This is a genomic window from Neptunicoccus sediminis (assembly GCF_001719615.1).
Classification (GTDB): domain Bacteria; phylum Pseudomonadota; class Alphaproteobacteria; order Rhodobacterales; family Rhodobacteraceae; genus Amylibacter; species Amylibacter sediminis.
The window spans coordinates 309,637-323,519 of the sequence record NZ_MDVX01000001.1; the positions used below are offsets into that span (position 1 = coordinate 309,637).

The 13,883-nt window shown below is 57.4% G+C and carries 13 protein-coding genes; 2 read left to right on the plus strand and 11 right to left on the minus strand.

What is annotated here, in order from left to right; all coding sequences use genetic code 11:
• Nucleotides 1-9: 9 nt before the first annotated feature.
• The 7 genes from BFV97_RS01465 to BFV97_RS01495 all read right to left on the minus strand — a co-directional run bounded on the left by BFV97_RS01465 (nucleotide 10) and on the right by BFV97_RS01495 (nucleotide 6,420).
• Nucleotides 10-480 carry a YaiI/YqxD family protein gene (locus tag BFV97_RS01465; RefSeq protein ID WP_069298535.1) on the minus strand — a complete coding sequence of 157 codons (471 nt, stop codon included), beginning with the start codon at nucleotides 478-480 and terminating at the stop codon, nucleotides 10-12.
• On the minus strand, nucleotides 477-1,934 hold the full coding sequence (gene sthA / locus BFV97_RS01470) for a Si-specific NAD(P)(+) transhydrogenase (RefSeq protein WP_069298536.1): 1,458 nt from the start codon (nucleotides 1,932-1,934) through the stop codon (nucleotides 477-479). Before sthA ends, BFV97_RS01465 begins: the two co-directional genes overlap by 4 nt.
• Nucleotides 1,935-1,937: 3 nt before the next feature.
• Nucleotides 1,938-2,771, minus strand: coding sequence for an S-formylglutathione hydrolase (gene fghA / locus BFV97_RS01475; RefSeq protein ID WP_069298537.1), 834 nt, complete (start codon nucleotides 2,769-2,771; stop codon nucleotides 1,938-1,940).
• Between the two features lie 195 nt (nucleotides 2,772-2,966).
• Nucleotides 2,967-3,905, minus strand: a complete 939-nt coding sequence (locus tag BFV97_RS01480; RefSeq protein ID WP_069298538.1) for an AEC family transporter — start codon at nucleotides 3,903-3,905, stop codon at nucleotides 2,967-2,969.
• Nucleotides 3,906-3,914: 9 nt separating this feature from the next.
• Complete coding sequence (locus BFV97_RS01485; protein ID WP_069298539.1) at nucleotides 3,915-4,598, minus strand: nitroreductase family protein; 684 nt, start codon at nucleotides 4,596-4,598, stop codon at nucleotides 3,915-3,917.
• Nucleotides 4,595-5,311, minus strand: coding sequence for an NYN domain-containing protein (locus BFV97_RS01490; RefSeq protein ID WP_069298540.1), 717 nt, complete (start codon nucleotides 5,309-5,311; stop codon nucleotides 4,595-4,597). Before BFV97_RS01490 ends, BFV97_RS01485 begins: the two co-directional genes overlap by 4 nt.
• Complete coding sequence (locus tag BFV97_RS01495; RefSeq protein WP_069298541.1) at nucleotides 5,308-6,420, minus strand: S-(hydroxymethyl)glutathione dehydrogenase/class III alcohol dehydrogenase; 1,113 nt, start codon at nucleotides 6,418-6,420, stop codon at nucleotides 5,308-5,310. Before BFV97_RS01495 ends, BFV97_RS01490 begins: the two co-directional genes overlap by 4 nt.
• A 115-nt stretch (nucleotides 6,421-6,535) precedes the next feature.
• Between BFV97_RS01495 and BFV97_RS01500 the strand changes: the two genes are divergently transcribed.
• Complete coding sequence (locus tag BFV97_RS01500; protein ID WP_069298542.1) at nucleotides 6,536-7,360, plus strand: hypothetical protein; 825 nt, start codon at nucleotides 6,536-6,538, stop codon at nucleotides 7,358-7,360.
• A gap of 181 nt (nucleotides 7,361-7,541) precedes the next feature.
• Nucleotides 7,542-8,456: a leucine-rich repeat domain-containing protein gene (locus BFV97_RS01505; RefSeq protein ID WP_216635937.1), complete on the plus strand. Its 915-nt coding sequence runs from the start codon at nucleotides 7,542-7,544 to the stop codon at nucleotides 8,454-8,456.
• Here the strand turns inward: BFV97_RS01505 and BFV97_RS01510 are convergent.
• The 4 genes from BFV97_RS01510 to BFV97_RS01525 all read right to left on the minus strand — a co-directional run bounded on the left by BFV97_RS01510 (nucleotide 8,453) and on the right by BFV97_RS01525 (nucleotide 13,880).
• Nucleotides 8,453-11,317 (minus strand): error-prone DNA polymerase, encoded by a 2,865-nt coding sequence (locus tag BFV97_RS01510; protein WP_069298544.1) that lies wholly within the window; start codon nucleotides 11,315-11,317, stop codon nucleotides 8,453-8,455. The two genes, BFV97_RS01505 and BFV97_RS01510, sit on opposite strands and share 4 nt — an antisense overlap.
• A 252-nt stretch (nucleotides 11,318-11,569) precedes the next feature.
• A complete protein-coding gene (locus BFV97_RS01515) occupies nucleotides 11,570-12,070 on the minus strand; it encodes a hypothetical protein (protein ID WP_069298545.1) in 501 nt (166 codons plus the stop codon).
• Nucleotides 12,067-12,552, minus strand: coding sequence for an RNA pyrophosphohydrolase (locus BFV97_RS01520; RefSeq protein ID WP_069298546.1), 486 nt, complete (start codon nucleotides 12,550-12,552; stop codon nucleotides 12,067-12,069). The genes BFV97_RS01515 and BFV97_RS01520 overlap by 4 nt, the downstream gene beginning before the upstream one ends.
• Entirely contained in the window at nucleotides 12,549-13,880 is a 1,332-nt protein-coding gene (locus tag BFV97_RS01525; protein WP_069298547.1) for a S41 family peptidase, read from the minus strand. The genes BFV97_RS01520 and BFV97_RS01525 overlap by 4 nt, the downstream gene beginning before the upstream one ends.
• Nucleotides 13,881-13,883: the final 3 nt, after the last annotated feature.

Here is a 13,883-nt window from a genome sequence, read left to right on the forward strand (position 1 = left end):
GCCGCTTCGTCAGGGTGCGCCACCCCCTGTTTCGCGCAGGGCAAAGCGGACCTCCCGTTCCAACACATCCAGAAAACGGGAGCGGTCGGCCTTGGAAAAGGGTTTGCCGCCACCCTGCCGGAACGGATCGGCCGCCCGCAGATCGGCCATCAAATCCCGCGTGGCCAGACGGTTGCCGATATTGCCCTTGGTGAACAATTCACCGTTGTGCTGGATCACGCGGGCCTCGGCCTCAAGACACTTGGCCGCCAACGGGATGTCGCCCGTGACCACAACATCACCCTTGCCGCAGCGATCGGCGATCCACATATCGGCCACATCGGGACCGGAATCCACCACGACGATTTCCACCAGCGGATGGGGGTTCGGACGGATGCCGCCGTTGGACACCACAAAGACCTTTACCTTATGCCGGTCCGCCACGCGCAGGGTTTCCTCTTTGACCGGACAGGCATCCGCATCAATGAAAATGCAGGTCACTTGGACTCCTTCGTCTTGGCCTTTGTTTCGGTTTTCTTTTTCTCCGGCGCCACCTTGTATTTCTCGGGGATGGGCATGCGGTTGAACGCATCCAGACCGGCGATTTTATAGGCTTCGGCAAGGGTGGGATAGTTAAAGGTGTTCTCGATAAAGTAATCCACCGTGCCTTTCAGGTTCAGCACCGCCTGTGCGATGTGGATCAGTTCGGTTGCACCTTCGCCCATGATCTGCACACCCAACAGGCGGCGGGTTTTCAAGGACACCAGCATTTTCAACATGCCGTTTTCGATCCCCATAATATGCCCGCGTGAGGTTTCGGAAAACCGCGCCAGTCCGATTTCGTAGGGGATGCCCCGCTCCTGTACTTCCTCCTCGGACATGCCGCAGGTGGACATTTCAGGCACCGAATAAATCCCATAAGGGAACCACGGCGATTGCGGCAGGGTCGGTGTATCGAGCGCATGGCAGGCTGCAACACGCCCCTGTTGCAACGATGTAGAGGCAAGCGAGGGGAAGCCGATCACATCGCCCGCAGCATAGATATGGGGCACCTCGGACTGATATGTGTCGCGGTTCACCGTGATGCGCCCGCGATGGTCTGTTTCCAACCCGACCGCGTCCAGATTGAGCGCATCCGTTGCGCCCATCCGACCCGCTGCGAACAACAGCATTTCAGCGCGGACATGACGGCCGTTTTCCATGGAAATTTCGACGAAATCGCCCTTTTGCTCCACCAGTTCCACCTTGGAGCCCAGACGCAGGTCGATGCCCATTTCGCGGATTTGCTGGGTAAACTCCGCGATCAATGTGTCATCAATGAAATCCAGAAAACTGTCGCGGGGTTCGACCAACGTGACCTGCACATCGAGCGAACAAAGGATCGTGGCGTATTCCACCCCGATCACACCGGCGCCAACCACAATCAGACTGCGCGGGATGTTGGGCAGCGTCAGAATCTCGTCACTGTCGAAAATCGTGGTGCCGTTAAAGGGGATGTAATCGGGCCGGAACGGGCGGGTGCCGGTGCAAATGACAAAGCTGTCCGCCGTGATCTCGGTGGTTTCTCCGTCCTGGCTTTTGACTTCGATCACATTGTCGGAAACAAAGCGGGCCTCACCCTCCAGCGTTTCCACACGATTGCGGGTGAACTGGTGTTCCAGCACATCTACTTCGTAATCGAGGGTCTTGTGAAGACGGGCCTGAAGGTCTTGGGATTCGATACGTTCCCGCGCACGGTAGGACCGCCCGTAAAAGCTGCGCTCGCGCCAGCCCGAAAGGTTCAGCGCGGTTTCCCGCAGGGTTTTGGACGGGATGGTGCCGGTGTGAACAGACACACCGCCCACACGGGCGTTGCGTTCCACCACCAGCACCTTGCGGTGCAGTTTCGCCGCCTGGATTGCAGCGGATTTTCCGGCAGGTCCGCTGCCAATAACAACCAGATCGTAGCGGCTCATATATTATACTCCGTAAAGGGCATCGGCGTGAAAGGCGACATGGTCTTCCATAAAGGTTGAGACAAAGAAATAGCTGTGGTCATAGCCTTCCTGCATCCGGAATGTGCCGGGCTGACGGCGAGCAGCCATCGCTTCGGACAGGGCTTCGGGTTTGAGAAGGTCCAGAAAGTTGTCGGCGCTGCCCTGATCTATCAAAATGTGCGACGGATGGCCGGTTTCGCGCATCAACAGGGTTGCGTCATGGGCGGCCCAAGCGGCCTCATCATCGCCCAGATAGGCGGAAAGCTGTTTGCGCCCCCAATCCGAAGCGGTCGGGTTGGTGATCGGGGCAAAGGCGGAAACCGATGTGTACTGATCCGGCCGCGCCATTGCCAGCGTCAGCGCACCATGCCCGCCCATAGAATGTCCGGTGATGCCCTGTGCCTCTTCCAGCAAGGGAAATTCGTTGAACACCAGCGCGGGCAGTTCCTCTGTGATGTAGTCATACATTTTGTAATGGGGCGCCCAAGGGTCCTCAGTGGCGTTCACATAGAACCCTGCGCCCTTGCCCAGGTCATAGGCATCATCGTCGGCCACATCTTCGCCGCGGGGCGAAGTATCGGGGAACACCACGGCTATTCCGTTTTCCGCCGCCCAACGCTGTGCGCCTGCTTTGGTCATGGCGTTTTCATGGGTGCAGGTCAGGCCGGACAGATACCACAGCACCGGAACCTCGTGCAGTTTGGCCTGTGGCGGCACGAACAGGCCGAACGTCATGTCACAGGCGCAGCTGTCCGAGTGGTGGGAATAGACCCCCTGTACCCCGTCGAAGCATTTGTTTTCCGATAGCATTTCCATAGCGGCTCTCCGTGTTTTTCCATCAGGCCTAGCCGAGAATCCGGCCCGCCTCAACAGATCAATCGTTTTGAGGGCAGTTTCGTGCTATGCACGGCCCTTTGTTCCCAAGCGCATAAGCAGAAGGAAACCGCCGGTGGCCAATATTCCCGAAGCTGTTAAAACTGTGATTGAAGAGGAAAAGGGCAAGGCTGGTGTCTAAGTCGGCCCGCTGCCGATCACCCAGCCAAGCACGACAGACAGAGTGGCAACACTGGCCACGGTGGACATCAGGATTGTTGACGACACCCGCGCCGGGGCAACACCGTAATGTTGCGCCAGTATGTAGATGTTGCCCGCGGTCGGCATGGCAGCGGTTGCAATCATGATACCGGCGGCGAAAGGGTCTACGTCAAACACCCAAAGCGCAAAAAACGCGACAGCGGCGGGCTGGATCACCAGCGTCCCAAAGCTGAGCCAGATCGCAATCGCAGGCCGTTCCGCCGACTGCCCCACCAGCGATGCGCCAATGGCAAACAGCGCACAGGGCGTCGCCGCAGAGCCGAGAATCCGCAGGAAATCATCCGCTGGCTGTGGCACCGGAAACTCCAGCGCCGACCAGACCAGCCCCAGCGACATGGACATCACCATCGGGTTCTTCAGCAGGCCGACACCGATGCGGCGCAGCGACCCAAGGGAAACGGAACCCTCTCGTGATGCAGTGATCACGATCACGACGAGCGACCCGAACACGATCAGATCAATCGCCAGCACAAACAGAACCGGCGCCGCAGCCGCATCCCCCAGCAGGGCCACCAGCATGGGCAGGGCCAGAAAGCCGGCGTTTCCGATCACAGCGCATTGTGCCTCAATCGCGGCAATGGCCCATCCGGTACGCCGCAACAGCGCGATGCCCATGAACAGGGCGTAGACCACCAGACAGCCCGCAAGATAGGCCATGCCAAATTCAAGATCGAAAATCTCGTTAATCGGAAGCGAACTGGAAAACCGCAAGAGCATCGCGCTCAGCGCGAAATAAAATACGAATTTGGTTAGATAGGTCGTGGCTTCGGGGCCGAAAAACCGCGTTACAGCGGCGAGATATCCGATCGCAATTAGGGCGAAAAACGGCAACGTTTGCAGGAATATCTCTAGCATTTAAATGTCTTATAAAACGGTCATAATCTGTGACAGCGGCTTTTTGTGTTTTGCAATTTCAGGAACTGTTGCGGTATCGCTTGGATGGCCCGTGGCGATAATCATCGTCGGTTTCTCCGATACGGGACGACCGCACATATCATTGAGAAACTTCATCGGATTGGGTGTGTGGGTCAGGCTGGACAGCCCTGCATGGTGCAAGGCCGTCAGCAGAAAGCCGGTGGCGATCCCGACACTTTCGGGCACGTAGTAATTCTTGAAACTGCTCCCGTCCTCCCGCAGACCATAGCGTTGGGCAAAGACCACGATCAACCACGGCGCGTCCGTCAGATGGGGTTTGTTCTTGTCAGTTCCGATAGGTTCCAGTGCGGCCAGCCACTCGGCTCCGGCACCGCCATCATAAAATACGTCCTCTTCGGATTCCGCAGCCGCGCGGATGCGGGCCTTGCGGTCGGGGTTGCGGATGGCCACAAAATGCCACGGCTGGTGGTTCGCGCCACTGGGCGCGGTTCCGGCGGCGGCGATGCAATCCTCAATCACCCCCTGATCCACCTCCCGATCCGAAAAATCCCGCACGGTATGCCGTTTGCGCATGAAATTCATGAAGGACAGCGCGTGAAACCGTGTCTCGTCGTCGGTGTAGTCGAACCGGTCGGGCAAGGGGATCGGGTTGTATGTCGGAGGAGTGGTCACTTTTGTTTGACCTTTTCCTGAACGAATACGACGTTACCCTGCTTTGTAACCTTGAATTTGCTGATTTCTTCTATGAGATCCAACAGCCGTTTCTTACCAAATGAACGGGGATCAAAATCGGGATAGCGCTTGTTCAACTCTTGCACGACCTGACTGAGATGGACCTCTCCGTTGCCATCATTAACCGCGCGAAGGGCGGTTCGGATGCGGTTGTAAGCAAAGTTCAGGTCTGCTTTTTCCACCGTCGGACCTGTCTTGGCATCTTCGGCCTTGGGCAGCAGGTTTTCGATATAAATGAACCGTTTGCAGGCCATTCTGAAGGCTTCGGGGGTTTTACGTTCCCCGATACCATAGACATGGACACCCTCTTCGCGGATGCGGTGGGCCAGACGGGTGTAATCCCCGTCTGACGAGACGATAAAGAAACCGTCGTAAAGCCCCGAGTGAAGCTGGTCGATCGCGTCGATCACCAGCGCAATATCGCTTGCGTTCTTGCCGGTTGTGGTGCTTGGCACGTGTTGGGCCACGATGCCGAACTGCACCTGATTGTCCGACCAGCGGTTCATCCGCGAGCTGGAAAAATCCCCGTAAATGCGGCGCAGGCTGATTTCACCAAAACTGGCAATTTCCTCAAGGATCACCTCGGCATAGGCCGCACTGACGTTGTCGCCGTCTATAAAGACGGCGAGTCTGGGGATATTGGCGTCGATCAAAATTCCACCACGGCGCGAATAGATTTGCCTTCATGCATCAGATCGAAACCGTGGTTGATTTCGTCCAGTGTCAGCTTGTGGGTGATCATCGGGTCGATCTCAATCTTGCCGTCCATGTACCAGTCTACGATTTTCGGCACATCGGTGCGCCCCGAAGCGCCACCAAAGGCCGTGCCGCGCCAGCTGCGACCGGTGACAAGCTGGAACGGACGGGTAGAGATTTCGGCACCGGCAGGGGCAACGCCGATGATGATGCTTTCACCCCAACCCTTATGGGCCGCTTCCAGTGCTGTGCGCATCACGTTTACATTGCCGGTGGCATCAAAGGTATAATCCGCACCGCCCTTTGTCAGTTCGACCAGATGGGCAACCAGATCGCCGTCCACCTTTGAAGGGTTCACGAAATCGGTCATGCCAAAGTGTTCGGCCATTTCCCGTTTGCCGTCGTTCAGATCAACGCCAACAATCTGGTCGGCACCCGCAAGGCGCAAGCCTTGGATCACGTTCAGCCCGATGCCGCCCAGACCGAATACGATTCCGCGAGAACCGATTTCAACCTTGGCCGTGTTGATCACGGCACCAATTCCAGTCGTCACGCCGCAGCCGATGTAACAAATCTTGTCGAAAGGCGCATCCTTGCGCACTTTGGCCAGCGCGATCTCCGGCACAACCGTGTGGTTGGCAAAGGTGGAACAGCCCATGTAGTGATGGATCGGCGTGCCATCCAGCATGGAAAAGCGGGTGGAGCCATCCGGCAGCAGACCCTGACCTTGGGTGGCGCGTACCTTCTGGCAGAGGTTTGTTTTCGGGTTGAGACAGTATTCGCATTCCCGACATTCCGGCGTATAGAGCGGAATCACGTGATCGCCCACTTCCAGACTGGTGACGCCTTCGCCCACTTCCACCACAACACCAGCCCCTTCATGACCGAGAATTGCAGGGAAGATGCCTTCGGGGTCATCACCGGAGCGGGTGAATTCATCCGTATGGCACAATCCGGTCGCCTTGATCTCGACCAGCACCTCTCCGGCCTTCGGGCCTTCAAGGTTTACTTCCATGATTTCAAGCGGTTTTCCTGCTTCTACAGCAACGGCGGCGCGGGTTCTCATTCACTCTCTCCGTATATGAACTTTCGGGGCTACCCTGCAAAATCTGGCGCTGTTTGACAATTCAAATCCCCTGATTGCTAGGAGTTTATTAACCAATATTTTGCAAGCTGGGGGAATGTGCCGCTGTTTTTTCCTGACGATTATCGCCGTTATGCTTGGGACCTCCCCCGCTCTGGCAGAGCCTTTTCGCCTGTTCAACCGCAGCTTCGACTATTCGGTAGAGGTGTACGGTTCCTTCAATGCACCCTCCGATCTGGCGGAAATCTATCAAAATAACGCAAAGTTTGAACTCTATGTAAAACCCTCGCTAACGCTTTTCAAACTTTCAAAGAATACCACATTCGTGAGCTATGCGACATTTGCCTTGATCAAAGACAGCTACGGGTTCGACTATAACAATAAATACACATTTGCCTTGGGCAGTGAGATTCGCATCAGGCCAAACGACACAGTGAAGCTGGCGTTCGGGGGCAAGTGGAAGATGGAGCAGGAGTTTGCGACCGGTATGATGCGCAGCGCGTTTGTCTGGACGGCCGATGCCTCGCTTTACAAAACGTGGCAACCCCGCTGGCTTCCCGGTCAAAGCAACAGCGAACTGGTGCTGAGCGGTTGGGCCAATCTGCGGCATCCCGGCTCTCTTCATCTGAGCGAGCGTAAGAACGGCCAGTTACAAGCCTTTGCAAAGCTGGCTGTCGCCATGCCTTTTCGCGCGACCCGCTTGAAAATCGCGCCGTTTCTGTCCCTTCTGGCCAAGATCGACCAGAAAGGCAGGGACTTTAACAACAGGCTGGAACCGGCTTTGGGGGTGGAGCTGGAAATTCCGGTTATCGGGGACGGTAGTGTCGCGATCGGGGCGAAAACCGCACGTCAAAACCGCTTTGCCACCCGCACCAGCTCTGGCGGGACGTCTGTTTATGTCAAATGGTACAAAAGGTTCTGAACCTTTGTTCCCGACCGCACTGCCGCGACGCCCGATTTAACTGTTGTAACTTGTCAGTCGTGACCTATTTTTAACCAACAGACTCTCCGTTTATCAGATTTTGAGGTTTTTCATGGGGCTTGCACGGCTGATTCCGGCAATTTCGGCACTGTTTTTTTGTATGACGCCGGCGATAGCGCAGGTGAATGTTCCCGTTGAAAATGACAATCTGCAACTTCCGGTGGATGAGGTTGAAGACAGCACCAACCGGACCAATGTGTTGGGCGCTTATGTGTCTGAACGGGGTGTTCTGGATCTGCGCAATGTGCAAGCGGATGATTTTTCCGAACTGGCTGGCGTAGATGATGTGCGCGACCTGTTGCTGGACGGGTCTTCCATCACCGACCTGACACCGCTGGCCGAAATGCGCGGGGTCGAAATGATCAGCATGTCCGAAACCCAAGTGACGGACCTGTCGCCGCTGACTTCTCTGAAATCCTTGCGTCATCTGTATATGAATGGCTCGGCGGTCACGGATCTCTCGCCGCTGGCGAACATGCCGTGGATCGAGGACATCGGCGCGGATGATACGTTGGTTGAAGACCTCTCGCCGCTTCAGCGTCTGACCAATTTGCGCCGGCTGAGCATTCGCGGGACGCTGGTGTCCGACCTGTCGCCGCTGCGCAATCACAAGAAACTGACATGGCTCAATCTGGCGGATTGTCTGGTGACTGATATTTCCGTTCTGCGCGGATTTGAGGTGATGCACGAACTTTCCCTTGGCGGCACGATGATAGAAGATATTTCGCCCCTGTCAGAGCTGTTCTTGATTAAAATCCTAAAGCTCGACGGGACATTTGTGCGCGACATCACCCCGCTGAGCAAACTGGACCTGCTGGTGGAACTGAACCTCGGGCTGACAGCGGTTGAGGATATTTCACCCCTGTCCAAACTGGAAAACCTCCGGTTTCTGGATCTGAGCGCCACAGCCGTTCAGGATGTCACGCCGCTGGCAGGGCTGGAAAAACTGCGAGAGGTCCGCTTGCAAGGCTCTGCTGTCAATGATTTCACCCCATTGGCAGAGCGGGAAAACCGCGGTCTCAAGATCGGCCGTTAACGCCCGCCCCCCTGTTTCTGCGGCTTCCCGCTCGCAGGGGTTTCCGGCGTTAAAAGGGGCCGCAATAGGGCCATCGGGTGGGCCCGCAGGGTCAGGCGCATGGACACATAGTCTTCCACCACGTTTTCGCCCTCGCTCATCTCTGGCAGGGTGACGGGCGGTTCCTCCAGACCCTCTCCGTCCAGTTCCTGCGCAAACAGCGGCAGGGGCGCTGCGCCTTTGACCGCTTTGGCATGCCACAAAGCCTCGCGGCGGGTGTCGCCCAATGTGGCAAAGGCATCCGCTTCGGCCAGAATCTCCAACACATGGGGCGGGGTTCCGGCACGACGCCAGACATCTTCTACTTGGGTATAACCGTTGCCCCGCGCCGAACAGATCCACGTGGCTTCTTCCTCGCTCATTTTTCGGATCTGGCGAAACCCGAGCCGCAAAGCCAGCCCGCCGCGCCCGTCCGGTTCCATCACATTGTCCCAGTAGCTGGCGTTGATACAGACGGGGCGAACTGTCACTCCGTGTTCGCGGGCATCCCGCACGATCTGGGCCGGAGCGTAAAACCCCATCGGCTGGCTGTTCAGCAATGCGCAGGCAAAAATTCCGGGGTGATGGCATTTCAGCCATGCACTGGCATAGACCAGCAGCGCAAAACTGGCCGCATGGCTTTCGGGAAACCCGTAAGATCCGAAACCTTCGATCTGGCCGAAACAGCGGGCCGCGAAGTCTTCGTCATAGCCGTTTTTCGCCATGCCCGAGAGAAAAAGTTCACGGAATTCAGACACATTGCCGTGTTTCTTGAAGGTGGCGAGTGATCGGCGCAAACGGTCCGCCTGTTCCGGCGTGAACCCCGCGCCAATGATCGCAATCTGCATCGCCTGTTCCTGAAACAGCGGCACGCCAAGGGTCTTGCCCAGCACCTCTCCCAAAGCATCAGAGGGAAAAGACACCTCTTCCAACCCCTGACGGCGGCGGATGAAAGGGTGCACCATATCCCCTTGGATCGGGCCGGGCCGGATGATTGCCACCTCAATCACCAAATCATAAAATGTGCGCGGCCGCATCCGTGGCAAAAAGTTCATCTGCGCGCGGCTTTCCACCTGAAACACCCCCAGACTGTCCGCCTCGCACAGCATGTCGTAAACTTTGGGGTCTTCGGGTGGCAGACTGGCGAGTGTGTATTCCGTGCCGTGGTGGTTTTCGATCAGATCAAACGCCTTGCGGATGCAGGTCAGCATGCCCAGCGACAGCACGTCCACCTTCAGAATACCCAGTGCGTCGATGTCATCCTTGTCCCAGCAAATGACCGTGCGCCCTTCCATCGCGGCATTTTCGATCGGAACCAGCGCGTCCAGCGCGCCTTCGGTAATGACGAAACCGCCCACATGTTGGGACAGGTGACGGGGAAAGCCGACGATCTGATCCACCAGATCAAGGGTCTGTTTCAGGCGCGGCTCGTTCGGGTTCAACCCCAGTTCGCGCAACTGCTCTTCGGGCATTCCGCCGCTGCCCCACCCCCAAAGCTGCGAGGACAGGGCCGAGATCGTATCCCCGGACAGACCCATCGCGCGGCCCACCTCGCGGATCGCCCTTTTGCCACGGTAATGCACCACCGTGGCGCAAAGCCCCGCGCGGTGGCGGCCATAGCGTTCATAGATATACTGGATCACCTCTTCGCGACGTTCATGTTCAAAGTCCACGTCAATATCGGGGGGCTCGTCCCGCGCCTCTGAAACAAATCTCTCAAACACCATCGTCCCCACCTCCGGCGAAACAGAGGTCACGCCGAGGGCAAAACAGGCCACGGAATTGGCCGCCGAGCCGCGCCCCTGACACAGGATGCCACGGGAGCGGGCGAAATCCACCAGATCATGCACGGTCAGGAAATAGGGCGCATAGCCGAGCTTGCCGATCAGGGTCAGTTCATGGGTTAACATCCGCGCCACCCGATCCGGCACGCCTTCGGGGTAGCGCCATTTCAGACCCTCTCGCGACAACCGTTCAAGCCGGGCCTGCGGCGCTTCCCCCACCGAAATTTCCGAAGGGTATTCGTATTTCAACTCATCCAGAGAAAACCGGCAGCGCTGTGCAATTTGACCGCTGCGATGGACCGCGTCCTCATGTCCCTCAAACAGCCGCAACATCGCCGCCTCATCGCGCATATGTCGTTCCGCATTGGACAGCGCCTTATGGCCGATGTCGTCAATGCGCAGGCTTTCGCGGATGCAGGTCAGAACATCGCTCAGCCTGCGGCGCGATCCGCGGTGCATCACCGGCGTGGCAGAAGCAACGGTCTGCATCCCCAACCTTCGCGCCTGCTCTGCCACAGCATCAAACCGTGCGCTATCCTGCCCGTCATAACAGGGCGCCATCAACACAGAAACCGCGCTACCAAAGCGGCGGACCAGCTGTTGTGCGCGATCCTGCCAGCCCGCTGCCCCCCGAGGATAGATCGGGCTGGGGGGCAGCAATATCAGCTCCATCGCTGTTGCCTGTTCCAGAATATCCTCAAACCGCAACAGACAGTCCCCCTTGCCCGCCTGCTGTTTTGCCCGTGTCAGCATCTGGCACAAACCGCCCCAGCCGGTCCTGTCCTGCGGCAGCGCCACCACCGAGAATCCGTCCACGGTTTCCAGTCGCGTTGCAGCTAACAGGCGGGGCACGACAGCCTCTTCCCCTGTTTCGCGCAGCTTGCGGGCAATTTCGCGCAGTTCCACATGGGCGCGCACAATCCCCGCCACAGAGTTCACATCTGCAATGGCAAGGGCTGGCATGGCAAACTCGAACGCTTGACGTGCGTATTCCTCGGCATGAGAGCCGCCGCCCAGAAAGGTGAAATTTGAAGTGTTGCAGAGTTCGACGAATGCCATTGCACAATTATATTCACGTTTTGTTCTTTTTGCGAGTCCCCCTAGACCTCAAAGCGCAGCATTTCCGGCAACGACGGGATTGGATATTTTAACCAAAAAGAGGCTCTTTAAGATTTCTTAACCAATAGGTGTCAAACTGGTCTTGCGGTACAGCCTGGGAAGGCGATGGCCGTCCAAAAAGAAGGCGCCCTGCACGGTTCTATCGGGGCGCCTGATTTCTCTTTTTGGATCAAATATCCAAAACCCGCGCTGTCAGCGGTCTTCCATCTTTTGCAGGTCGGACTCTGTGCATTTGCCCCGTGTCAGGCAGGATTGCAGCAGGTCAATACGGTCTTCGCTGGGCAATGACAGGGTGCCATCGGGACAGGCCTGCATGTCAAGGACCAGTCCGGCGTCCGTGCGGCGCAGGAACATCAGGTGATCCTCGTTGGGGGTGGCGGGCAGACCGCCGCACCAGTGGGCAAGGCAATGAGTCTGGATGGTCAACTCGCGGGTAAAATCTGCGCCAAAGCCGTCCAAGCCCATAAACCGCCCTGTCAGCTTTGCCGGGATCGTGCGGGGTTTGCCTTCGGTATAGGGCGGTTCCGTTCCGGTTGGTCGGATCTTGCCCAAAGCAATTATATAAGTGTCTTCAGAGTCTTGGAACCTGTTGAACGCCTCTGCAAGATTGGGGCGCAAACAGCTGAGCGCACGGGCTTCCGCCGCGAAGAGCAGGCCCGCAATCATCAAAGAAAACAGCCCCGCAAGTTTCATTTTGTTTTGTCCCGAAACTCCCGGATCACCCGCTCATAGGTGTCCCGTTTGAAAGGAACGATCTTTTCCAGCAGGTCTTCGGGTTTCAACCAGCACCATTCGCGGAATTCCGGTTCTTTGGTCGCGATGTTGACCACGGAATCCTCTCCGGTGAAGCGCAGCAGGAACCATTTCTGTTTCTGGCCGCGAAACCGCCCTTTCCAAAGCTTTGGCACCAGAGTGTGGGGCAGGTCGTAGGGAATCCAGTCTTCGGTTTCCGCTACAACCTCTACCGCGCTGGCGGGGATGCCGGTTTCTTCTTCCAGTTCCCGCAGGGCGGCGGTGCGGGGGGATTCGTCCTGCTCCACCCCGCCCTGTGGCATCTGCCAGGCGTCTTTGAAATTGTCGAGCCGCTGTCCGGCAAAGACGTGACCGTCCTTGTTGATGACCATCAGCCCGACACAGGGACGATAGGGTAGCTCTGCGATGGCTTCAGGGGTCATTCGGCATCATTCTCCAGAACGGACAGGCCCTTGAGCACGTCCAGAGCGTAAGCCAGTTGTGAATCATTGTTGCGCAACTCTGCGGCTTTCTCTGCTTGAAGCCGTTCCTCTTCCAACTGGTTTTGTTGGTCTTCGGTCAGGCTGTCATTGCTTAAAGAGCCGCGCAGGTCGGCTTCAAACCGTTGCTGGCGGGCGTCTTCTTCGGCGGCGACTTCAATCTGGGGGCGTTGTTCGACGATGATGTCCGGAGACACACCCAGTGCCTGAATGGACCGGCCCGAAGGCGTGTAATACCGCGCCGTGGTCAGGCGCATCGCGCCATCGCCTTGCAGGGGCATAATCGTCTGCACAGAGCCTTTCCCGAAGGAGCGCGTTCCGATCACCACAGCGCGGTGATGGTCTTGCAGCGCACCCGCAACAATTTCCGAGGCAGAGGCAGAGCCGCCGTTGATCAGCACAACGATAGGTTTGCCCTGCGCCAGATCGCCCGGCTGCGCATTGATCCGGTCGCTATCCTGCGGGTTGCGGCCACGGGTAGAGACGATTTCGCCTTTTTCAAGGAAAGCATCGCTGACCAGAATTGCCTGATTGAGCAAACCGCCCGGATTGTTGCGCAGGTCGATGACAAAGCCGCTTACATTGTCGATCCCGCCAAGTTCCGCGACCTTTTCATTCAGGCCGGCTTCAAGATTGGCATAGGTCTGATCGGAGAAGGTCGTGATCCGCAGAACAACGCTGTCCCCTTCGATCCGCGCGCGGGAGGCTTTGACCTTGATGGTGTCGCGCACGATTGTGACGTCGAAAGGTTCTTCGCTGCCTTCGCGCACGATGGTGATGACGATCTCGCTGCCGATTGGACCGCGCATCAGCTCTACCGCGTCGTCAAGGGTCATGCCGAGCGTGCTTTCGCCGTCCACCTGCGTGATGAAATCGCCCGCTTGCACACCGGCCGCATCTGCAGGGGTGTCGTCAATCGGGCTGACCACTTTGACAAAGCCGTTTTCCTGTGTGACCTCGATGCCAAGACCGCCAAATTCACCCCGTGTCTGCACCTGCATAGAGTCGAAATCTTCGGGAGGCAGATAGGAAGAGTGGGGATCAAGCGAGGTCAGCATCCCGTTAATGGCAGAGCGGATCAGTTCCTGTTCGTCCACCTCTTCCACATAGGCAGAGCGGATACGTTCGAAAATATCACCGAACAGGTCGAGTTGTTCGTAGGTGGATTTCGTGCGCGCGGCCTCTTGTGCGATCAGGGGGCCTGTCAGTTGCGCCGTCAAGACAATCCCTGCCAGAGTTCCGCCAACTGCGGCCAGTGCGAGTTTCTTCATAAA